Origin of the sequence: Paenarthrobacter aurescens, from assembly GCF_025421775.1 — a bacterium.
In the GTDB taxonomy this organism is placed as follows: Bacteria; Actinomycetota; Actinomycetes; order Actinomycetales; family Micrococcaceae; genus Arthrobacter; species Arthrobacter aurescens_B.
In genome coordinates this window covers 1-20,794 of sequence record NZ_JAOEFX010000009.1, presented here as the reverse complement: position 1 = coordinate 20,794, position 20,794 = coordinate 1, and the positions used below count along the sequence as shown (strand labels likewise).

Below are 20,794 nucleotides of genomic sequence, written 5' to 3'. Positions count from 1 at the left end.
GAACCTACGAAAGGCAGAGGCAGAAGGGGTGCCCGGCCGGATCAAGGAATACCCTGAACGTCTCACCGGGCTGGTGGTCGGCCTTGGTCGCCCCGAGTGAAAGGGCAACCTCCTCCCCCTTGTCCAGGTCCTCCACCACCATGTCCAGGTGCATTTGCTGAGGGATCGTTTGCCCGGGCCAGACGGGCGCTTGGTACACGTCCACCTGTTGGAAGGAGATGCAGTTGCTGCCGTCGCCGGGACGGATGTCGAACCAGTCGCCCTTGTCCTCGATCTCCCAACCGAAGAGCTCGCCGTAGAAGGCGGCCAGTGCGGCTGCGTCGGGACAATCAATAACGACACTCGGGAATTTAGCTATAGCCATGGTCTAAACCTCGTCAGCTGTCTTCTTCATACGGGCCAGGGCGCTCTTGGTGCCCCGCTGGGTAAGAACGTGAACTATCGCGCCGACACCTGCAGAAACTACCGCGAAGACCAGCACGCCCGGGAGTGAGTCACTGAGGTCCGTGCTGTCTTTGGGGGCAGGCTTGCCGGTCTTCTTCTCCCATAGGCCTTCCAGCGTTTTATTTGCGAGCGCGCCGGCGCCGAGGCCAATTGCCAGGCCAAACACTTTTACCAGTATGTTCACGAAAAAGATCCTCCATCACATAGGAGGCCCCGTAGCGAGGCCCCACACAACAAGACAGGGCCGCTGCAACCGCAGCGGCCCTGTCCACATTCCTAGTCCTTCTTGAAGGCGTCCTTCAGCTTCTCGCCGGCGCCCTTGAGGTCTGCCTTGACCTGGTCGCCCTTGCCTTCTGCTTCGAGGCCCTTGTCGTCCGTCAACTTGCCGGCAGCTTCCTTTGCCTTGCCGCCAAGCTTCTCGCCGGCATTCTCCATCTTGTCGTCTGCACCCATGATCGCACCTCTTTCGTCGTAGGAACCTTGTACCTCTACAACATCACTAATCAGCATACTTAGCAATATCTGATGGCAGATCCGGTGAAACTAGACCTCACCAAACCCTTCCTCAACAAGCCGCCCCACGTAGTCAACAGCCTTCAACGCGTCCTTGCCACGAGCCTCAACACGGAGGGTAGAACCTTTCCCCGCGGCAAGAGCCATAAGCGCCATGATGGACATGCCATCGACGCCGTTGACCGTCACCTCCGCGTCCAACCCGGACAGGCCACCCGCGATCTTGGCGGCGGGACGGGCGTGCATACCCAAGGGGTTGATGAGCACGAAGTCGCCGCCTGCATCCGGCTGGCCTACGTCTGCCGACCCGGGCGGTTCCGCAGCCCTGAATCCCACGGCCTCAGCCGCTCTGCGCACATCCTCGACGCCGGCACCTCCTTGGGCGGCAACGGCCGCAGCCACCAGCCCCTCCACCAACGGCGCATCGGCGAGGAGGACGGCGTCGGGATCGCTGGCGAACTCCACTGCCGACTCCGCCGTCATCACCGCCGAGCCCAGATCCGTGAGGACCACAACGCCGTCACCTCCGGAATCAACAAGCGACTGTTCGACGGCGGCCAGCACCTTCTCGAGGCTTGTTCCGATCCGGTCGTCGTCAGTGCCCCCGGCGGCGGCGAGGTCGACGTCGGGCGCCATCTGGGCGGCGAGTTCCACCGCCCCCTCGGCGATCTTGCCGCTGTGTGAAACAACCACAATCCCCACCGTCATGCGGCGCCTGCTCCCGTACCACCGCTGGAGCCGGCCGCGGCAGTTGCTGCCGCACGAAGGAGCAGGGCAGTTGATGCCGCCCCAGGATCACGATGCCCCGCACTGCGCTCTCCCAGGTAGCTGGCCCGGCCTTTGCGGGCCACCAACGGGTCCGTGGCCACCGCCCCGGCCTCGGCAGCTTCTGCGGCCGCTTCCAGGACACCTAAAGGATCTGCGCCGCCTGACGCTGCCCCTTGGGCCGCTTCAACAGCAGGCGTCCACGCATCGATCATGGTCTTGTCGCCAAGCTCGGCCTTGCCCCGGGCCACCACGCCGTCCCGGGCGGCAACTAGGGCCGCCACCAGCACCTCGGCATCTACATCGGCAGCATCCCCCAACGAGGTAGCAGCCCGCAGGTAAGCCGTGCCGTAGAGCGGTCCCGCCGCACCGCCAACCTTGGACATGAGCGCCATCGCCGCGGCCTTGAGCGCCGCTCCGGGCGTCTCCGGCGGGGTCTCGTCCAGCTTTTGGAGTACCGCCTGAAAACCGCGATCCATGTTCTCGCCGTGGTCCGAGTCCCCGATTGGCCGGTCCAGTTCAATCAGCTCCACGCGATGTTCTGCCATGGCCTTGGCAGAGAGCTTCAACCAGTCCAGCGCCCAGTCAACATCCAGGCCCATCCTCAGGCCCCCCACCGCAGTGCTGCGGTGTGGACGGGAGCGTCCCACAGCCTGGTCAACTCGTCATCGAGGCGCAGCACGGAAATGGAGCAGCCCTGCATCTCCAGGGACGTCACATAGTTCCCCACCAAGGACCGTTCCACCGTGGCGCCGCGCTCGGCGAGGACCTGTGCCGCACGCCGGTACACGATGTACAGCTCACTTTGCGGGGTGCCGCCCATGCCGTTGACGAAAAGCAGCACCTTGTCGCCGGAGGCCAAGCCAAGATCCTCAAGCACCGGCTCCAGCAGGCGGTCCGTGATGGCGTCTGCACTTTCCATCGCGATCTTGTGCCGGCCAGGTTCACCGTGAATGCCGATGCCGATCTCGATCTCATCATCGGCAAGCTCGAAGCTCGGAGTTCCCGCGTGCGGCACCGTGCAACCGGACAGGGCAACGCCCATGGTCCGCACATTCGCCACCACGCGCTCGGCAATGGCCGTGACAGTATCAAGGTCGTCGCCTCGCTGGGCTGACGCACCCGCGATCTTCTCCACCAGGACGGTCCCGCCAACCCCGCGGCGGCCAGCCGTATACAGCGAATCCTCCACCGCAACGTCGTCGTTCACCAGTACCGAACGGACATGCACACCTTCGGCCTGCGCCATCTCGGCTGCGGTCTCAAAGTTCAGGACGTCCCCGGTGTAGTTCTTCACGATGTGCACCACCCCGGCACCCGAGTCCACGGCGACGGTTGCCGGGATGATCTGGTCGGGCGTTGGCGAGGTGAAGACCGCGCCGGGGACAGCGGCGTCGAGCATGCCGAGCCCAACGAAGCCCGCGTGCAGGGGCTCGTGGCCACTGCCTCCGCCGGACACCAGGGCGACTTTGCCCGCTACCGGCGCGCCCTTCCGGATCACGTATTTGGGCTCGGGATGGACGTCCACGATGTCGGCATGGGCCATGCCGAAGCCTTCGACGGATTCGTCCACCACGGCGCGTGGATCATTGATGAGCTTTTTCATGGGATGCTCCTGGGCGTGCTGTGGCTGGTGCTCTGACCCTACTACCGGCGGCCCGGGCCACGGTAGGCCTTGCGCGGGTGACAGCGCTTAAATAACGGAAGGGACAGCCTTGTTGGCTGCCCCTTCCACCTGCGCCTTCTTTCGAAAAGCGCTATTCCTCGGTGACCGGCGCCGTCACCGCCTCGGAGTCCTGCCTGGCGTGGAACTCGGGCCAGAACGCCGAGTACAGGTCCGGGTCCGAGGGGCGGTCCCCGGACCATGAGGCTTCATGCGGCCATGACCCGTGGGGAATATCGATCTGGAACGCGGAGAAATCAGGGAACGTGACGCGATGGTCCATTGTCCGCATCCCCTTAGTTGTTCAGCACGGCGTCGCCACCGGCGGTCACAACATCTTCGAGCAGCACAGTCTGGTCGATGACGGGAAGCCCTACAACGTGGCCAAAGCTGAACATATTCTTCGGATCCAACTCGGCCTTGGCCTTACGGAGCCGTTCCCGTGCGCTGGGCAGCCAAGGCCTCTCCCTGTCTTCTGCATCCACAAAGTGGCCGTGCAGGTTCACAAAGGTTCCGGCGTTGGCTGCTGGACGAAGGTCTTCATGGACAGCGTTGAAGACTGCCGGCAGTACCTCGAGAACCGGCGGGACAGCGATAGCACCCATAAAGAAGCTGAACGCCGCGTCACGCCCACCAACAATGTCCTCCCCCTCCGCGCTCGTGGCCAGGGCTCCACCCAGGAGACGGAGTTCTGCCAGCAACACAGGACTTTCGACGCCGGGGCCAAAGTGCCGCAGCAGCGCGTCTGCGGCTTGGTCGTCCAGCCGATCCAGCAGGAAGCCGTGCTCCCGCACTGGTACGGGCTGATCCGGATCCTGGTGGATGGTGTCGAATTGAGTGGAGTCCAACGGCCCGGTGGCGTCCATCATGAAGGGGGCGCTCCGGCGCATTGGTTCGAGGAGATCTGCTGCCGCAGCCAGATCGCCTTGGTAGGCATAACGGAGGTGGATGACGAACTTTCCGCGCAGCGGCTCGGGAATCATATCCATGTCCGGAAGCCGCAGGAAGGCGAGGGATGCCGACGCCTCCAAGGGCAGTGCAGGCACCCAATCCCTGAACGCCTGCAGCACCTCGGGGGCATGCCCGCCGTCGTAGTACACGCCGCCGGCATACAGGTCCGAGCCCGGGAACAGGTGGAATTCCATGGCCGTGACGATTCCGAGGTTGCCCTTGCCTCCGCGCAGGAGATGGAACAGCTCTGAATTCTCATCCTTGGTCACCCGACGCTGGGTGCCATCTGCCGTGACGAGTTCGAAGGCGATGACGTGGTCCGAAGCGAAGCCGTACTTGCGGCCGAGGATCGGCAAGCCACCGCCCAGCGTGTAACCCACCACGCCAACGTCAGTGGTGGAACCGCAGAGCCCCATCAAACCGAAGGTTGCGGCCAGGTCCACTACGGCTTTCCAGCGGACGCCCGCACCCACGCGGGCCGTCTTCTCCAGGGGATCTATGCTGAGTTCGAGCATGCGGCGGGTGCTGATCAGCAAACCGCCCTCAATGGCATTGGTGGCACCGTGTCCGGTGGATTGAACGGACACGGGCATTCCCCGCTCCGCGGCCCAGTGGACTGCCGCCGAAACGTCCTCTGCGTCGAGGGCTCCGAAGGCAAGATCCGGCTGGTGCTGTGTGGACAGATTGAAGGCCGCTACTTCTGCGGCGAAGCCGGGATCGGCAGGCGTGAACACGGGACCGCGCACGCTGAGTTGGAGTTCTGAAACATCTGAAAAGGACGCGTGGGACTGCATGATCTTCTCTCAATTGACCGATGTGGTGGAAGCTTCCCCAGCAAGCCTCAATCAGTTTATCCATCAACTGGATATAAGAGAAGAGATAATAAATCACCCATAATGGGGCAGGGTTGATCGACGCGCCACGCAGGACGGAATCAGATGCAGAGACTGATGGGGTGCGGCCCTAGAGCTGCTTGATCATGCGGGTGTTGCCCAAGGTGTTCGGCTTTACCCGGGCAAGGTCCAGGAACTCGGCCACGCCCTCGTCATGCGAGCGCAGCAGCTCGGAGTACACCTGCGGATCCACGGCCGACTGGTCCGCCATGACTTCGAATCCATGGCGCTTGAAGAAGTCCACCTCGAACGTCAGGCAGAACACGCGGCTCACACCGAGGGCCCGCGCTTCTTCCAACAGGTCCTCCACCAGGACGTGCCCCACCCCACGGCCACGCCAGGAGTCTGCCGCAGCCAGTGTACGGATCTCGGCCAGGTCCTCCCACATTACGTGCAGGGCACCGCAGCCGATCACCTCGCCGTCGCCAGACTCGGCGATCCGAAATTCCTGGAGACTCTCGTAGTACGCCACAGTCTCTTTGGCCATGAGAATCCGCTCCTCAGCCAAAGGCGCCACAAGCCTCTTGATAGCCGCCACATCACTGGTGCGGGCAGGGCGGAGGCTGAAGGTCGAATTCACTCCCCCATCCTAACGAGGAAGCAAGTTCTCCCCAGCCTCCGCCATTACGGTGTTACAGCCCCAACTCCTCAGGAACCGGCAGGTCTTCGCCCAGCACCTGTTTCGCCAGGAAGTGCTCGACCACGCCATACCAAACCTTCGCGTGTTTCGGTTGCAGGATCCAGTGGTTCTCGTCCGGGAAGTAGAGGAACCGATGCGGGCTCTGGCCGTTTTCGTCAGCAGGCAGTTGGGATGACGACAGGAGCTCGTACCAAAGCCGCAGGCCTTCGCCGATCGGCACCCGATAGTCCTTGTCACCGTGGATCACCAGCATGGGCGTCTTGATATTGCCTACGTTCCGGTGCGGCGAGTTCGCTGTCGCCATCTCCTCCGTCATTTCCTTCAGCCAGTACTGTGCCGCATCCGTAGTGGGGCCGAACTGGTCCAGCGCCCACAAGCTGGCGTGGGTGACGATCGCCTTGAAGCGGTCGGTTTGCCCGGCGACCCAGTTGGCCATGTAGCCGCCGAACGATCCGCCCATCGCAGCAGTCCGCGACTCGTCAATTTCCGGCCTCGCCACCACCGCGTCAGTAATGGCCATGAGGTCGGTGAAAGGTTTCTTGCCCCACTCGCCCCATCCGCGTTGGATGAAGTCCTGGCCATAACCTGTGGAGAGGGCAGGATCGGGCAAGAGCACGGCATAGCCCTTGGCCACCAGCAGCCACGGGTTCCAGCGCCACGTCCACGCGTTCCACGAGGCCAGCGGCCCGCCGTGGATCCACAACAACAGCGGCGCAGGGTTTGCCGCGGACGCAACGTCCGGGAGCGCGAGGTACGCCGGCACGCGCGAGCCGTCCTCCGCCGTCGTCTCCACGCGCTCCAGGCGACCCTTGTATGCTGGCCGCTCCGCCGGAGCCTGCAGCCGGGCCGTTTCCCCTGTGGCGAGGTTGATCCGCACCGCTTCGGCGGGGAACTCGTACGAGCTTCGCAGCGCATACGCCGTGGTTCCGTCAGGGGAAACCACGACGTCGGAATAGGCGGCGGCGTCCTTCGTCACCCGCGTGACCCCACCATCTGCGACGTCAATCCGGAAAACCGGCGACGCGCCGTCGTCGTCCGCTGTAACAAGCACCGCACTGCCGTCCGGAAGCCAGGCGAGGGGTGTGGACCAACGGTCCCATTGGTGCGCCAGCGGCTCCAGGTCCGCAGCCCCGCCGCCGGAGACGTTCAGCAGGTGCAACTTCACCTGGGGAGCGCGGGCGGGGGTGGTGTCGCTCTCACTCTGCACCACCAGCGTTCCATTGTCAGGGCTGACCGGCCCCGGGAAGTAGCTCATCCCCTCGTGGTCGAGCAGTACCTTGACGTTGCCGGTGGCGACGTCGACGGCGGCCAACACCTCACGGCTGTCGGCCTTCGCAAGCGCCTTGGACATGCTTGTATAGATGGTCTTTCCGTCCGGACTGACCACCGTTGTGGCCTCGCGCAGCGAGCCGCCGACGCCGGCAGTGAGGTTCCGGAGCTTGAGCGGGGCAGCGGCGTCCACGGTGGAAGGCTTGCCGGGCTCCTTCTCTTCACCCTGCTCCACCGCGAAGAGCCGCGGCTCGGCGGGGCCAAGGTCGGCATCCCAGTAGCGGACGGGGTAGCCGCTGTGCAGGATGGCGGAGACTTTGTTGTCCTTGCGGGCCTTGCGGCGCGCTTCGTCGTTGTCCTCATCCGCAGATCCCGCCAGGACCTCGGCGTTGACGAAGGTGGCGTCCGCGTCTTTGGCCGCCAGGACGGCGCTGATGCCGCCGGCGCGGGAGTGCACCACACGGGCTTCTCCCCCGTCGGATGGCAACAGCCAAAGTGCGTTGACGGGGTCGGCATCGGGGCTGTCCGGATCGGGACGCGCCGAGGTGAAGTACAGGTCGCCGTTGGCAGCGAAGACGGCGCCGGTCTCGCCCTTGGAGCTGCGGGTGATCCGGCGTGCATGCTTCCGGCCCGTGGGGTCGATCTCCCACAGGGCGGTGGCGAACTCGGTTCCCTTGCCGTTCAGCGTCGTCACGGTGGTGACCAGGCGTCTGCCGTCGGGGCTCAGGGTCAGGCCACCAACCCGTGGGATGGCGAGGTAGTGGTCGATGTCGTGGAAGGGGGTTTCGGGCTGCTCGCCCGGGGTGTCAGCAGAGTCCATGATCCGATTCAACACGCATTGTGTTGCCGATCACAGAGTGGTTCACTCACAGTGAAACAGTACTTTCAGATTCTTCCTTGAGCGTCAGAGCCCCCGCAGGGCCTCGAGTACTGCGACGGTTCCGTCTTCTTTCGCGATGGCGGCCCCCAGTTCCGCTGCCCGCGATGCGTACGACGGCGTAGTGAGGGTTTGCTTGATGGCGTCACCCAGGCGCTCCGGAGTGAGCTTCTTGTACGGAATCGGCGCAGGTCCGGCACCAAGGGCGGCAACCCGGGACGCCCAAAGTGGCTGGTCGGTGTACACAGGGACGCCCACGGCGGGCACACCGGCCCGCAGGCCGGCAGCCGTTGTTCCGGCTCCGGCATGGTGGACAACGGCCGCCATGCGTGGGAACAGCCACTCATGCGGAACGCTTCCGACGCCGATCACGTCGCCTCCCAGGGCGCCCTCGGCCCCCTGCACCACAGCCCTCACTCCGGCGCGGCGTGTGGCCTCGAGGATGAAGTCGGGATCGATATGTGCGCTGCTTCCAAAGCCAACGAAGACGGGCGGCGGACCGTCCGCGAGGAAGTCCACAAGGTCCGCGGGAGGCTGCCAGGCAGGCTTCGCCGGAGGCCACCAGTACCCGGCCATGACCAGGCCGGGATGCCAATCGGCCGGCCTTGGCAGGACCGTGGGGCTAATGCCGTGAAGAATAGTGGCGTTGGCTTTCCGGCGGCGACGTTCACCAGCCGCCCGGCTTTGCTGACGTAGACCAAGCGACTTGCGGAGCCGGGCACTGGGGGCATCATAGGGAGCCGGACCTGCAGCTGCCCGCTCCCCAATAATCCTGTTTCCCCACGAACCGAGGCTTCGCGCGGAGTTCATCAAGACCGGCGGATAAGCGGCACTGGGTTCCGTGGGCTGCAGATGGGCTCCAACAGCCGGAATGCCGAAAGCCTCGGCAACGTCATAGGCGTAGGGTGCCACCGAGTTGGCCAGAATGACATCAGCTCCCGCCTCGGCCGCCGCGAGGGTGCCGATAGCGGCGTTCTCCATGTATTCACTGAGCTCACGCCAGAACGAGAGCACGCTTCCGCCCGTGGCCTTGGCGCCCGGCGCCGGCTGCCTGATCAGCCGGGCGAGGTCGCCCGGGAGCGGCCTGAATTCGCATCCCGATTCAACGACCAAAGGTGCGTAGGCAGGGTTCGCCGCAATAGCAACCTCGTAACCCAGGCCCTGCAGGAGGCCACCGAGCCCGGCCATGGGCGCAACGTCCCCGCGTGTGCCCGGAGTAACCATCAGTACGCGCATTGCTGCCCCTCACCCTTGATAATTGCGATCACCGTTCGCAATTAAGAATATAGTCAAATGGGAAGAAGACAAAACCACGACGACCGGAGGAAAGGCGGTACTCGCTTGCCTGCTTTGGATCCCACCGATCTATGGCGCCGCCCTGAACGCTCGGTGGTCGGGCCTAAACCTGGACACTCCCGGACAGGAATCGCAACGGCGGCGCTACAAATAGCCGATCAGGAGGGATTGGCTGCGGTATCCATTCGACGCGTTGCCGCAAGTGTCGGCTCTGGCGCCGCATCCCTGTACCGCTACGTGAAATCGCACGATGAACTCGTAGAACTCATGATGGACACAGTCAGCAGCGAGTACCACCTCAAGCCAGCCGCCGGTGGACCACAGGAACAACTGCTGCATCTTGCGCGCCAAGGCCGGAGACTCATGCGACGGCACCCGTGGCTGGCGCCACTGCTGTTGACCCGTCCGTCCATGGGCCCAAACTCCCTCCGCTACCTGGAAGCCGCCCTGGCCGCTTTGGCGAAGGTGGACCTCCCCGGTCCTGCCAAACTCCAGACCGTGGCCATGATGACAGCCATCACTTCCGCATTCGTGCAAAACGAAATGGCCACAACCCACCCAACCGAACCAGAGGGTGTCGCATCAGGCCGCGGGCAATACCTCACCGAAGCCCTCATGGCCGGGGATTACCCACACCTGGCTGCGGCAATGACGGGGCACACCGGCGAAGGCCAACCGGACGAGCAATTCACCAGCATCATCACGAACTACCTGACCGGCGCAGGAGTCCCCTCCTAGCATCCGGGGTTAACGCAAAAGCCCCACCCACTCCTTGCGGAACGGGCGGGGCTTCTTTGCGCTGAAGTGCTTTACGCGGTCGGAGCGATCTCCGGGATGCGCGGCTTGGCGTTGCCTTCGAACGTGAACCTGGCGTCGTCACCTTCGCCGTCCACGTCCACCACAACGATGTCGCCGGAGTGGAGTTCACCGAACAGGATCTTCTCGGACAGCTGGTCCTCGATCTCGCGCTGGATGGTGCGGCGCAGCGGCCGGGCACCCATGGCGGGATCGTAACCACGCGTGGCAAGGAGAACCTTGGCTGCAGGGGTGAGCTCGATGCCCATGTCCTTGTCCTTGAGGCGACGCTCCAAGCGGGTCACGAACAGGTCCACGATCTCGATGATCTCGTCCTGCGTCAGCTGCGGGAACACCACGACGTCGTCAACACGGTTGAGGAACTCAGGGCGGAAGTGCTGCTTAAGCTCTTCGGTAACCCGGGCCCGCATCCGGTTGTAGCCGGTCTGGGTGTCCGTGCCGGACTGGAAGCCCGTTGCCACGCTCTTGGAAATATCGCGAGTACCAAGGTTGGTGGTCATGATGATCACGGTGTTCTTGAAGTCCACCACGCGGCCCTGGGAGTCGGTCAGGCGGCCGTCTTCCAGAATCTGCAGCAGCGAGTTGAAGAGGTCCGCGTGGGCCTTCTCAACTTCGTCGAACAAGACCACGGAGAACGGACGCCGGCGTACCTTCTCGGTCAGCTGGCCGCCTTCTTCATAGCCAACGTAGCCCGGAGGTGCACCGAAGAGACGCGAAACCGTGTGCTTCTCGGAGTACTCGGACATGTCCAGCGTGATGAGGGCGTCCTCTTCACCGAACAGGAACTCGGCAAGAGCCTTGGCCAGCTCGGTCTTGCCGACGCCCGTGGGGCCGGCGAAGATGAACGAGCCACCGGGACGCTTGGGGTCCTTCAGGCCGGCACGGGTGCGGCGAATAGCCTGGGACAGGGCCTTGATTGCCTCGTTCTGGCCGACGACGCGCTTGTGCAGTTCGTCTTCCATCTTGAGCAGTCGCGAGGACTCTTCCTCCGTGAGCTTGAAGACCGGGATGCCCGTGGAGTTCGCAAGAACTTCGGCGATCAGGTCTTCATCAACCTCGGAAATGTCGTCCATGCCGCCGGACTTCCAGTTGCGTTCCTTCTCTGCGCGCTCGGCAATGAGCTTCTGCTCCTTGTCGCGCAGCGAGGCAGCACCCTCAAAGTCCTGGGCGTCGATGGCGGATTCCTTCTCCATCTTCACGTCCGCAATACGCTCGTCCATGGCCTTGAGCTCCGGCGGAGCGGTCATGCGGCGGATACGCAGGCGTGCGCCGGCTTCATCGATAAGGTCAATCGCCTTGTCCGGCAGGAAGCGGTCCGAGATGTAGCGTTCGGCCAGCTGCGCAGCTGAAGCGAGGGCGCCGTCGGTAATCGTGACACGGTGGTGTGCCTCGTAACGGTCGCGCAGGCCCTTGAGGATCTCGATTGCGTGCGCAACGGAGGGTTCCTTGACCTGGATGGGCTGGAAGCGGCGCTCAAGTGCAGCGTCCTTCTCAATGTGCTTGCGGTACTCGTCCAGCGTGGTGGCACCGATGGTCTGGAGCTCGCCACGGGCCAGCATGGGCTTCAGGATGGACGCAGCATCGATGGCGCCTTCGGCAGCACCTGCACCAACGAGGGTGTGGATCTCGTCGATGAAGAGGATGATGTCGCCGCGCGTGCGGATTTCCTTGAGGACCTTCTTCAGGCGCTCTTCGAAGTCACCGCGGTAGCGGGAGCCGGCAACCAGGGAGCCGAGGTCAAGCGTGTACAGCTGCTTGTCCTTGATGGTTTCAGGGACATCGCCACGGACGATCGCCTGGGCGAGGCCTTCGACGACGGCAGTCTTACCGACGCCGGGCTCACCGATCAGCACCGGGTTGTTCTTTGTGCGGCGGGAGAGGACCTGCATGACGCGTTCCATCTCCTGCTCGCGGCCGATCACAGGGTCAAGCTTGTTTTCGCGGGCAGCCTGCGTGAGGTTGCGCCCGAACTGGTCAAGCACCACCGAACCGGCAGGAGTACCTTCCGGCTGGCCCTGGCCGGAGCCGCTGCCTGCGGTCTCCTTGCCCTGGTAGCCGGAGAGCAGCTGGATAACCTGCTGGCGGACCCGGTTCAGGTCTGCGCCCAGCTTGACCAGCACCTGGGCGGCCACGCCTTCGCCTTCGCGAATGAGGCCGAGCAGGATGTGCTCAGTACCGATGTAGTTGTGGCCGAGCTGCAGTGCTTCGCGAAGGGAAAGCTCAAGCACCTTCTTGGCGCGCGGCGTGAACGGGATGTGACCGGACGGGGCTTGCTGGCCCTGGCCGATGATCTCCTGTACCTGCTCGCGAACGCCATCGAGCGAAATGCTCAGGGACTCGAGCGCCTTGGCAGCAACGCCTTCACCCTCGTGGATCAGACCCAAGAGGATGTGCTCGGTACCGATGTAATTGTGGTTGAGCATCCGTGCCTCTTCTTGGGCAAGGACGACCACGCGACGGGCACGGTCCGTAAATCTCTCAAACATTTCGCCACACTCCTAGCTACGACGTACTTTGATGCTACGTGCCGGAGCAACACTTTTGGGGCGTGTTCGCCACAGGGGAAACATGACGCGGTGGAGGAATAAAACCGGAGCTGCCCCTTGACCCCGGCGGACGACAGTGGCATGCTGCCAGCCGCTTCAGGCCCCTCTCTCCCGACCCGGCCGGGACCATTTGGCGGCAGCCCCGTTCCGCAGCTTTGAGATAAACCCAATAGCACCCGTATTCGGAGCCCTCAAGGGACGACGCGATTCCCGGAATATTCGGAGCTGCAGTGGAAGGCCGTCCCCTCAACAAACCGCCCCTTAAACAACCAATGCCCCGGCAGTGACTGCCGGGGCATTGAAGCGGTGAATCAGGAATTGGCCTTTTGGTAGGCTTCCTGAATTTCAGCCTGAATACGTCCGCGACTGTTGACCGTGTACCCGTTATCACGGGCCCACTGCCGGATCTGTGCGGAATCCTGGCTACGGGCAGCTGTAGCCCGACCCCGTGTGGCGCGGCCGGAAGATGTCTTCCGGGCCTTGGCGACGTACGGTTCCAGGGCCTTCCGAAGCGAAGCTGCGTTGGCGGTGGACAAGTCCATCTCGTAGCTCACGCCATCCAGGCCGAAGCGGACAGTTTCGTCCGCAGCCCCTTCATCCAGGTCATCGACGAGGATGATTTTTACTTTCTGTGCCATGAGTTGCCTCTCTTTTGGAGGGTTGGATAATCAGAAATTCCCCGGATTCCTTTGTTGATTATCGTTCACGGCAAGCACGCACGTCAAAGCACAATTGGATTCCCCTGTAACCGGAACCCATTTAGGAGCCTATTTAGCGACCGGGCCTTCAGGGGACGGGCCTGAATTTTTCGAATTTGCTTCAGCTTGGGCCCGCGCTTCTGCCTGACGCTCGGATTTGTCCGCATTGAAGATCGACTTCATTGCAAACCAGAAGATCAATCCAACGACGATTGACGGCGCAAGGACGGCGATGTACTCCATGATCAGTGACCTTCGGGCTTCAAGAGGGGGAACAGGATGGTTTCGCGGATCCCGGCTCCGGTGAACAGCATCACCAGGCGGTCGATGCCGAGCCCGATGCCACCCATGGGCGGTGCACCGTACTCGAGGGCGCGGAGGAAGTCCTCGTCCAGCTGCATGGCTTCCTCATCCCCGGCGGCGGAGCGGCGGGACTGCTCCGTGAGGCGCTCACGCTGGATCACGGGGTCAATGAGTTCCGAGAACGCGGTGCCGCGCTCCATGCCACCAATGATCAGGTCCCAGGCCTCGATGAGCCGGCCATCCTCGCGGTGCGGGCGGGCCAGCGGCTGGGCAGAGGGCGGATAGTCGTAGACGAACGTGGGGTTCAGCAGAGTGGGTTCCACGATCTCGCCGAACAGTTCAACCACGATCTTCTCGGCGTCCCACTTGGGGTCCACCTTGACCTCGTGCTTGGCAGCAATCGCCAGCAACTCCTCCACAGTGGTGTCCGGAGTGATTTCAACGCCCACCGCTTCGGAAATACCGGGGTACACCGAAACCCAAGCCCATTCGCCGTCGAGGTTGATCTCGCCGGCATCCGTTTGGATGCTCCGCGTACCAACAACGTCGGCCACATTCAGGATGATTTCCTTCATGCGCTCGGCCATGACGAACTGGTCAGCCCAGGCTTCGTAGCATTCGAGGGTGGTGAATTCGGGGCTGTGCGTGGAGTCCACGCCTTCGTTGCGGAAGACGCGGCCCATGTCGTAGACGCGGTCGATGCCACCAACAACTGCGCGCTTGAGGAAGAGCTCGGTAGCGATGCGCAGGGTCATCTTCTGGTCAAACGCGTTCATGTGGGTCTCGAACGGACGGGCCGTGGCGCCTCCGTGGACCAGCTGCAGGATGGGGGTCTCCACCTCCACGTAGCCGTGGCGGTCCAGGGTGTCGCGGACCGAGCGGGTGATGGCGGCCCGCTTGTAGACCATCTCGCGGGCTTCGTCGCGGACCATAAGGTCCACATAGCGCTGGCGAACGCGGGTCTCTTCGTTCAGTTCCGCGTGCAGAACCGGGAGTGGGCGCAGGGCCTTGGACGCCATGGACCAGGAGTCAGCCATGACGGACAGCTCGCCGCGGCGGGAGGAAATGACTTCGCCCTTGATGAAAACGTGGTCGCCCAGGTCAACCAGGGCCTTCCACTCGGCGAGCGCTTCCTCACCGACGTTCGCAAGGCTCAGCATTGCCTGGAGGCGTACGCCCTTGCCGTCCACCCCGCCCTCCTGGAGGGTGGCGAAGCAGAGCTTGCCGGTGTTGCGCACAAAAACGACGCGGCCGGTAACGCCAACGGTATCGCCGGTGGTTTCATCGGCTTCCAAGTGCGCGTACTTCTCGCGGATTTCGCCGAGGGAATGGGTCCGTTCAACACCCACCGGATAGGCCTCTGTGCCGCGCTCGATCAGCTTGGCGCGCTTCTCCATACGGATGCGCATTTGCTCGCTGGCGTCGATGGGCTCTGCGGAGGTGTTCAGGGCTGGGGTGTTTGCGGAAGTCACAGTCCTTAAGTTTACCGGTCATTACGGGCCTTTACTTCCGGACCCCAAGATCAGGGGAACGCATAGACTCGGGGCTGTGGAGTCATGGACGGTTGAAACGGACGACGGCGGCGGGCAGCTTGAGGTACACACGTTCCGCCCGGCGTCGGGTGCTTCAATTCCCGGCTCGAAGGCACCCGCTGAACCGGCCGGCGTCGTGCTTGTCCATGGCACTTTGGTAACCGACTCCCTGTACTGGCCATTCGCGCGGACCCTGAGCATCATGCTGGGGCGACCGGTTCACAGCTACAACCGGCGTGGCCGGGGGCAGTCTGCACCGCAGCCGCCTGGCTATTCGGTGGATACCGAGATCGCCGACCTCCAGGCGGTGATGGCGAAAAGCGGTTCCACCGATGTTGTGGCACACAGCTATGGCGGCTTCGTCGCCCTGCAGGCCGCCCGTCGGGCCAAGATCAACAGACTGGTCACGTACGACGCCGCGGTGTCGCTTTCAGGCAACCTGAGCAGCCGGTGGCGGCCCGAACTCGAGGAAGCTGTGACAGCCGGCCAACTTGACCACGCCTGGGCGCACCTGGTGCAGGGCTTGGGAACCGCGGGGCCGATTTCCTACCTGCCCATGGGCGCGCTGCGTACTCTCAGCGTCCTGTCGGCCCGGACCCGGCTGGGCCTGGAGATGCGCTCGTTGCTGCCCACCGCCGTCGTCGAAATGCGGGCGGTACTCGACGCCGACGCGCACCTCCACGACTTCATGAATCTCTCCACCCCCACGCTGATGCTCAGCGGTGGTTGGAGTCCGTCGTACTTCGCAGAAACCGGGCGCATCCTGGCCGGGGCCGTGCCCGCGATTGACTTCGCGATTGTGCCGTTGCAGTTCCATGAAGGTCCCCTGCGGCCAGGCAGGCGGCTCGCGGCCCGGATCGCCCGGTTCCTTTCCGGGAACCAGCTCCACGGGGAACCAGCCGGGGCCACCTAGGATGTTCCGGTGAGGGAACGCGATATAAAGACGCACGACGGCGGCAAGCTCGCCTTGTACAGCTACGGCACGGAGGACGCACCCGGGGAGCGTCGGGTAGTGCTCATCGGTGGAGCGTTCCTTACGGCACTCATTTATCGGCCCTTCTCCATTGCTTTGGCCAAGGGGCTGGGCGATGGCTGGGCAGTGGACGTTTACGACCGCCGAGGCCGGGGCAAGTCCACCGAACAGCCGCACAACTACTCCATGGCAACGGAAATCGCCGACGTCCGGACCATCATGGACGCCACCGGAGCCCGGAATATCTTCGGCCACAGCCTGGGTGGGTCTGTAGCTTTGAATGCCGCACAGGCCTTTGCCGGAACCCGTCACGAACCGGACAAGCTCGCCGTGTACGACGCCGCGGTGAACATCGACGGGAGCATGGACACCGACTGGCTGGCCGGATTTGCCGAGTCCGTCAACAAGGGCGACATTAACCGTGCAATGGCCCGGATGAAGCGGGGCATGCATCCAGGAACTGCCCTTGCCCGCGTCCCGGAGCCTGTCCTGGTTGGGCTCATGGCTGTGGTGTCGCGGACCAAGGTCAACAAGCTCTTCCGTGAGCTGATGCCATCGGGGGTCGGCGAGCTCAAAGCTGCTTTCGAGGCCACCGAGACTCCGCGCGACTTCTCGGTACTGCCTTCCAGCACGCACTTCATGGTGGGCAAAAAGAGTCCACGGTTCTACAAGGTCACCGCCGCACGGCTGAACAGGGCCGTCCCCGGCAGCACCCTGGAGGTCTCACCCAAGGGATTCCATGGTTCCATTCCTGCGGCCGTCAACGAACTCGTCTCGGATATTTCGGACTACTTCAAACGCTGAGTGCCCTTCCACGCTGGCTGCTTTTCCACATAAGGGACCGGCATGCTGCCCGCATTCAGGTCGCTCGGCTAGGCTCGAGTCATGACGCGCGACATCATCATCACAGCCGACGGCGGACACCTCGAAGTACTCACCACGGGCGGTGAGCTGGCAGCGGCAGGTTCCGGCGTCGTCGTCGTTCCTGCCTCAATGGTGACGGCCGCCGACTACACGCGTTTCGCGCAGAAACTCAGCGAAGCCCTTGGCCGCCCCGTTCATACTTTCAACCGGCGTGGACGCGGCGACTCATCCCCGCAGGCCGAGGATTACACGATCGAGGCCGATATCCGGGACCTCGACGCCGTCATGAAGCACACGTCCAGCACTGATGTGTTCGGGCACAGCTTCGGCGGTGCCGTGGCGCTGCATGCAGCACGGACGCTGCCGGTTGAGCGCCTCGCGGTTTACGACCCCGCAGTCTCGGTCAACCACAGCGTTAAGGCCGACTGGACACCCGATTATGAACGCGCGGCGGCGGCGGGAGACTACGATCGCGCCCTGGCCGTCCTGATCAAGGGCGTGGAAACCGGCGGTGCCTTCGCACGCATGCCATTGTCCATGTTGACCTTGGCCAACAAACTGGCCGCCGGGACGCCTCTGGGTAAGCAAATGCGTGAGCTGATGACCTGCGGCGTACGCGAAATCAAGGCAGTCATCGCTGCCGATATGCCCCCTGAGCCGTTCCTCGACCTGCCGTTGGAGACGCTGATCGTTGTGGGCGAAAAGAGTCCCGCCTACTTTGGTGTTGCCTGCGGCCAGATCCATAAAGTCCTCTCCGGATCGAGCTACACCATCCTCCCCGGGTTCGGGCATGATGGCCCGAACAAGGCGCCGGAGAAGCTGATCGCGGAGTTGTCGGAGTTCTACTCGGGCTAGTCCTGCGCAACTGCACGTCTGGCCAGGTTCCAGCGAGGTTACTGGCCGAGCTGGATGGCGGCGATACCCGCCACTGCGACGACAGTCAGGGCAAGCCGCACATGGCTGAACTTTTCTTTGAAGAACACTGCGCCGATGATCCCCGCCAACAGGACACTGGTCTCCCTTAGCGCGGATACCAAGGCCAGTGGCGCCATGCTCTGCGCCAACACCACAATCCCATAGGCCAGCAGGGACACCAGCCCGCCAACGAACCCCGGCTTCCAATACCGCGCCACCCTTTGTGGGAAAGAACGCCGATCCGTGGCCATGCGCCAGCACACTATTGGAATCAGCATGCCCTGCAACAGGAACAGCCACGAGATATAGGCCAACGGCTGACCTGACAAACGGACTCCAACACCGTCCACCAAGGTGTAGGCCGCAATGGCAGCGCCAGTCAGCACGGCGAAGAAGGTGCCCTTGCGGTTGCTGGTAGCCGGTTTGCCCGGCCCTGCTCTGCCCGGCCCTATGAGGGCAAGGCTCAGCAACGCACCCGTAACCACCGCCACCCCGGCCAGCTGCCACAGGCTTAGCCGTTCCGCCAGGAACGTGGTGGCAACGGCTGTGACCAGCAGTACCGCAAGACCACGGGCCAGCGGATAGACCTGGGAGAAATCGCCGTGTTTGTAGGACGTGGTGAGCAGGATCAGATAACAAGTCTGGAGCGCTGCCGAGGCCAGCACATACGGCCACGACTGCTGAAGGGGAACCCCCAAAACCGCTGCGCCCACGAGTCCTGAGGCCAAATAGGCCAGGGCAATCATCGTGGACGATGCGAGCCGGTCCGGAATCGCCTTGGCGATAGCATTCCAAGCACTGTGCAGGACCGCCGCCAAGAGGACGGCCGCCGTTACCGTAAGGGTCAACGAGAGCCTGCCGTGCTACGCAGGCCCTCCGCAGGCGGCTTCTGACGCGGGTCCTGCCGGCACCCAAACGGTACGCCATCGGATCCCTGGGCTGCGATGCCGAACGCTGCGAGCACCTGGGGGAAGATATCGGCGTGGTCCACTGCGGTCACGTCGTGGGGTGCGCCTGTGCCCATGGCCGCGATCCAGGCTGTGCGCTCGACGTCGGTCTCACCGCCATGGCCACCCGTGTCGAGGTGCCCGTGGTCCGTGACGACGATGATGGTCCAGTCTTCCCCAACCCGGCCGGGCCTTGACTCAACAGCTTCGAGCAGGGCCCCAAGGCGCGAGTCGCAACGTTGAATGGCTGACGGGTAGCCGGCACCCGTGCCATGGTTGTGGGCTTCCACGTCGGCCTCCCCAAAGTACACAAAAGAGGCGGCGGGATCCTCATCCTTCAGCCGCGCGACCGCGTATTGCGCAACTGCGTCATCGGCGCTGACCCAGCTGTCGGCGTCGTTCGCTTCTTCGGGGTCCTGCGCCGGTACCCAGCCGCGGGAAGAGAAGATGGGTCCGCATGCTGTTTTGGCCGCAAGAGGGTGCCAACTGGCGGCGATCATAGTCTGAAGCTCAGGTCGGGCGGCACGCACAGCCGCGGTGAAATCCACGAAAGTATCGAGCTCCGCCGGATGGTGGCTGTTGCCCGACACCCCGTGCCGGTCGGCATACACGCCAGTAGCCACAGTGGCCCACACCGGTCCGGAGATGGTGGCATTTTTCTCGTGCACGCGGACTGGGACCAGGAAGCCTTGCTCCGCGATCCGGTCCAACACAGGAGTATCTGCTGCGAGGAGCGAGTCGTAACGGACGCCGTCGATGCCGACAACAAGGACGTGGGGTTCATTCTTCACACCGACGACGGTACTGGCTTCGCACAACAACGCATAGGAAGAGCCGTTCCCATCTATAGGAGACTTAGGTCATGCCTATGAATCTGACCCACTTGCGGGCGTTCCACTATGTAGCCACCTACGGAAGCTATGTGGCAGCCGCCGCTGCGGCACATGTCAGCCAACCAACGCTCTCTGAGCAGGTCCGCCTACTGGAACGCCACCACGGGGTTAGTCTCCTGCAGCGCGCCGGACGGTCGGTGGAACTCACCCCCTTGGGAGCGAAGTTGTTCGCCGTCACTGCCACGTTGTTCGCAGCGGAGATGGAGGCCGAGGCAGTCCTCGCCAAAGCACGCTACGTAATGCAGGGAGAACTGCGCTTCGGCACCGACGCACCCATCAACGCCGTGAGCTTACTCAGCACCTTTCGACGCCGAAACCCCGGGGTCAGCATCCAGCTCATCAGCGGAAACTCCGCAGAAATACGCGGACGCGTGTTGGCCGGGACCGTCGATGTGGGCATCATCGCGGACGAGACACCCCATCCGGACCTCGTGGCCCTCGCGCTCGGAACGCAGGACCTCGTGGCGTTCGTGCGTCAGGGCCACGCTTTGGCTGCGGCCAAGGTGATCCGCCTCCGTGACCTGGTCAACCACCCGCTGATAATCCGGGAGAAAGGCTCCGTTACGCGCAGAACCATCGAGACGGCGCTATTGGCAGCTCAGCTCCAGCCGTCCGAAGTACTCGAAACGGACAGCAGGGAAGCGGTCCATGCCGCTGTTATCGCCGGCTTAGGTATCGGCGTCATCGCGGAGGACGAGTTTAACGATGATCCCCGTTTGGTCTTGCTTGACTTCACGGACCCAATTCCGCCCATCACGGAGTACCTGGTCCACAGAAAAGACAACCAACGCAGCCACGTAGTGGACGCGGTGTTGGGATGTGTTGGATAAGAATTCTGGTCCTGCAGTGTGTTGTGGGTCTGGTGGGTATGTTTTTGGGTCTGGTGTGACGGGTGTAATCCGGGTCGGTTCGGGTGTGGTGGTTTAAATGGGGAGAGCCCCGACCGTCGTGGTCGGGGCTCTGCCGTTAATGTGTGTCCGGCGGTGTCCTACTCTC

Annotated in this window: 22 protein-coding genes; 5 read left to right on the top strand and 17 right to left on the bottom strand. The window is 63.4% G+C overall.

The window, feature by feature from the left end; all coding sequences use genetic code 11:
• Window positions 1–4: 4 nt before the first annotated feature.
• The 11 genes from N7568_RS17955 to N7568_RS17905 form a co-directional block, all read right to left on the bottom strand.
• Window positions 5–364 carry a VOC family protein gene (locus N7568_RS17955; protein WP_261611145.1) on the bottom strand — a complete coding sequence of 120 codons (360 nt, stop codon included), beginning with the start codon at window positions 362–364 and terminating at the stop codon, window positions 5–7.
• Window positions 365–367: 3 nt separating this feature from the next.
• Window positions 368–628 (bottom strand): DUF4235 domain-containing protein, encoded by a 261-nt coding sequence (locus N7568_RS17950; protein ID WP_024818999.1) that lies wholly within the window; start codon window positions 626–628, stop codon window positions 368–370.
• Window positions 629–720: 92 nt separating this feature from the next.
• Complete coding sequence (locus N7568_RS17945) at window positions 721–897, bottom strand: CsbD family protein (RefSeq protein ID WP_144653226.1); 177 nt, start codon at window positions 895–897, stop codon at window positions 721–723.
• Window positions 898–987: 90 nt separating this feature from the next.
• Entirely contained in the window at window positions 988–1,665 is a 678-nt protein-coding gene (dhaM, locus tag N7568_RS17940) for a dihydroxyacetone kinase phosphoryl donor subunit DhaM (RefSeq protein ID WP_261611144.1), read from the bottom strand.
• On the bottom strand, window positions 1,662–2,324 hold the full coding sequence (dhaL, locus tag N7568_RS17935) for a dihydroxyacetone kinase subunit DhaL (protein WP_261611143.1): 663 nt from the start codon (window positions 2,322–2,324) through the stop codon (window positions 1,662–1,664). The genes dhaM and dhaL overlap by 4 nt, the downstream gene beginning before the upstream one ends.
• Before the next feature lie 2 nt (window positions 2,325–2,326).
• Entirely contained in the window at window positions 2,327–3,328 is a 1,002-nt protein-coding gene (dhaK, locus tag N7568_RS17930; protein ID WP_261611142.1) for a dihydroxyacetone kinase subunit DhaK, read from the bottom strand.
• A 151-nt stretch (window positions 3,329–3,479) separates the two neighbouring features.
• The gene (locus tag N7568_RS17925; protein ID WP_261611141.1) at window positions 3,480–3,668 is read right to left on the bottom strand and encodes a hypothetical protein; all 189 of its coding nucleotides are present in this window, start codon (window positions 3,666–3,668) and stop codon (window positions 3,480–3,482) included.
• A 13-nt stretch (window positions 3,669–3,681) separates the two neighbouring features.
• Window positions 3,682–5,130, bottom strand: a complete 1,449-nt coding sequence (locus tag N7568_RS17920) for an FAD-binding oxidoreductase (protein WP_261611140.1) — start codon at window positions 5,128–5,130, stop codon at window positions 3,682–3,684.
• A gap of 169 nt (window positions 5,131–5,299) precedes the next feature.
• On the bottom strand, window positions 5,300–5,809 hold the full coding sequence (locus tag N7568_RS17915; protein WP_261611139.1) for an amino-acid N-acetyltransferase: 510 nt from the start codon (window positions 5,807–5,809) through the stop codon (window positions 5,300–5,302).
• Window positions 5,810–5,861: 52 nt separating this feature from the next.
• The gene (locus N7568_RS17910; protein WP_261611138.1) at window positions 5,862–7,958 is read right to left on the bottom strand and encodes a S9 family peptidase; all 2,097 of its coding nucleotides are present in this window, start codon (window positions 7,956–7,958) and stop codon (window positions 5,862–5,864) included.
• Between the two features lie 84 nt (window positions 7,959–8,042).
• On the bottom strand, window positions 8,043–9,251 hold the full coding sequence (locus N7568_RS17905; protein ID WP_261611137.1) for a glycosyltransferase: 1,209 nt from the start codon (window positions 9,249–9,251) through the stop codon (window positions 8,043–8,045).
• A 57-nt stretch (window positions 9,252–9,308) separates the two neighbouring features.
• On the opposite strand from N7568_RS17905, the gene N7568_RS17900 reads away from it, so the two are divergent.
• The gene (locus tag N7568_RS17900; RefSeq protein ID WP_261611136.1) at window positions 9,309–10,049 is read left to right on the top strand and encodes a TetR/AcrR family transcriptional regulator; all 741 of its coding nucleotides are present in this window, start codon (window positions 9,309–9,311) and stop codon (window positions 10,047–10,049) included.
• Window positions 10,050–10,120: 71 nt separating this feature from the next.
• Here N7568_RS17900 and N7568_RS17895 read toward each other — a convergent pair whose 3' ends face one another.
• The 4 genes from N7568_RS17895 to lysS form a co-directional block, all read right to left on the bottom strand.
• Window positions 10,121–12,613 (bottom strand): ATP-dependent Clp protease ATP-binding subunit, encoded by a 2,493-nt coding sequence (locus tag N7568_RS17895; RefSeq protein WP_261611135.1) that lies wholly within the window; start codon window positions 12,611–12,613, stop codon window positions 10,121–10,123.
• A gap of 371 nt (window positions 12,614–12,984) precedes the next feature.
• Window positions 12,985–13,311, bottom strand: a complete 327-nt coding sequence (locus N7568_RS17890) for a histone-like nucleoid-structuring protein Lsr2 (protein WP_211711044.1) — start codon at window positions 13,309–13,311, stop codon at window positions 12,985–12,987.
• A gap of 129 nt (window positions 13,312–13,440) precedes the next feature.
• Window positions 13,441–13,614 (bottom strand): hypothetical protein, encoded by a 174-nt coding sequence (locus tag N7568_RS17885; RefSeq protein WP_261611134.1) that lies wholly within the window; start codon window positions 13,612–13,614, stop codon window positions 13,441–13,443.
• A 2-nt stretch (window positions 13,615–13,616) separates the two neighbouring features.
• Window positions 13,617–15,146 (bottom strand): lysine--tRNA ligase, encoded by a 1,530-nt coding sequence (lysS, locus tag N7568_RS17880; RefSeq protein ID WP_261611133.1) that lies wholly within the window; start codon window positions 15,144–15,146, stop codon window positions 13,617–13,619.
• Between the two features lie 76 nt (window positions 15,147–15,222).
• On the opposite strand from lysS, the gene N7568_RS17875 reads away from it, so the two are divergent.
• From N7568_RS17875 to N7568_RS17865, 3 genes are all read left to right on the top strand, one after another.
• A complete protein-coding gene (locus N7568_RS17875; RefSeq protein ID WP_261611132.1) occupies window positions 15,223–16,119 on the top strand; it encodes an alpha/beta fold hydrolase in 897 nt (298 codons plus the stop codon).
• A gap of 9 nt (window positions 16,120–16,128) precedes the next feature.
• The gene (locus N7568_RS17870) at window positions 16,129–16,983 is read left to right on the top strand and encodes an alpha/beta fold hydrolase (protein ID WP_261611131.1); all 855 of its coding nucleotides are present in this window, start codon (window positions 16,129–16,131) and stop codon (window positions 16,981–16,983) included.
• Between the two features lie 81 nt (window positions 16,984–17,064).
• On the top strand, window positions 17,065–17,898 hold the full coding sequence (locus tag N7568_RS17865; RefSeq protein WP_261611130.1) for an alpha/beta fold hydrolase: 834 nt from the start codon (window positions 17,065–17,067) through the stop codon (window positions 17,896–17,898).
• A gap of 38 nt (window positions 17,899–17,936) precedes the next feature.
• Here the strand turns inward: N7568_RS17865 and N7568_RS17860 are convergent, their stop codons facing one another.
• Complete coding sequence (locus N7568_RS17860; RefSeq protein WP_261611129.1) at window positions 17,937–18,806, bottom strand: DMT family transporter; 870 nt, start codon at window positions 18,804–18,806, stop codon at window positions 17,937–17,939.
• Complete coding sequence (locus N7568_RS17855; protein ID WP_261611128.1) at window positions 18,803–19,696, bottom strand: alkaline phosphatase family protein; 894 nt, start codon at window positions 19,694–19,696, stop codon at window positions 18,803–18,805. The genes N7568_RS17860 and N7568_RS17855 overlap by 4 nt, the downstream gene beginning before the upstream one ends.
• A 71-nt stretch (window positions 19,697–19,767) precedes the next feature.
• On the opposite strand from N7568_RS17855, the gene N7568_RS17850 reads away from it, so the two are divergent.
• A complete protein-coding gene (locus N7568_RS17850; protein ID WP_261611127.1) occupies window positions 19,768–20,628 on the top strand; it encodes a LysR substrate-binding domain-containing protein in 861 nt (286 codons plus the stop codon).
• Window positions 20,629–20,794: the final 166 nt, after the last annotated feature.

Coding starts and splice junctions, on each gene's coding strand:
- dhaM (WP_261611144.1), bottom strand. CDS start 1,665: ATGACGGTGGGGATTGTGGTTGTTTCACACAGCGGCAAGATCGCCGAG.
- N7568_RS17900 (WP_261611136.1), top strand. CDS start 9,309: ATGGGAAGAAGACAAAACCACGACGACCGGAGGAAAGGCGGTACTCGC.
- dhaL (WP_261611143.1), bottom strand. CDS start 2,324: ATGGGCCTGGATGTTGACTGGGCGCTGGACTGGTTGAAGCTCTCTGCC.
- N7568_RS17895 (WP_261611135.1), bottom strand. CDS start 12,613: ATGTTTGAGAGATTTACGGACCGTGCCCGTCGCGTGGTCGTCCTTGCC.
- N7568_RS17885 (WP_261611134.1), bottom strand. CDS start 13,614: ATGGAGTACATCGCCGTCCTTGCGCCGTCAATCGTCGTTGGATTGATC.
- dhaK (WP_261611142.1), bottom strand. CDS start 3,328: ATGAAAAAGCTCATCAATGATCCACGCGCCGTGGTGGACGAATCCGTC.
- N7568_RS17925 (WP_261611141.1), bottom strand. CDS start 3,668: ATGGACCATCGCGTCACGTTCCCTGATTTCTCCGCGTTCCAGATCGAT.
- N7568_RS17910 (WP_261611138.1), bottom strand. CDS start 7,958: ATGGACTCTGCTGACACCCCGGGCGAGCAGCCCGAAACCCCCTTCCAC.
- N7568_RS17850 (WP_261611127.1), top strand. CDS start 19,768: ATGCCTATGAATCTGACCCACTTGCGGGCGTTCCACTATGTAGCCACC.
- N7568_RS17865 (WP_261611130.1), top strand. CDS start 17,065: ATGACGCGCGACATCATCATCACAGCCGACGGCGGACACCTCGAAGTA.
- N7568_RS17955 (WP_261611145.1), bottom strand. CDS start 364: ATGGCTATAGCTAAATTCCCGAGTGTCGTTATTGATTGTCCCGACGCA.
- N7568_RS17920 (WP_261611140.1), bottom strand. CDS start 5,130: ATGCAGTCCCACGCGTCCTTTTCAGATGTTTCAGAACTCCAACTCAGC.
- N7568_RS17945 (WP_144653226.1), bottom strand. CDS start 897: ATGGGTGCAGACGACAAGATGGAGAATGCCGGCGAGAAGCTTGGCGGC.
- N7568_RS17905 (WP_261611137.1), bottom strand. CDS start 9,251: ATGCGCGTACTGATGGTTACTCCGGGCACACGCGGGGACGTTGCGCCC.
- N7568_RS17890 (WP_211711044.1), bottom strand. CDS start 13,311: ATGGCACAGAAAGTAAAAATCATCCTCGTCGATGACCTGGATGAAGGG.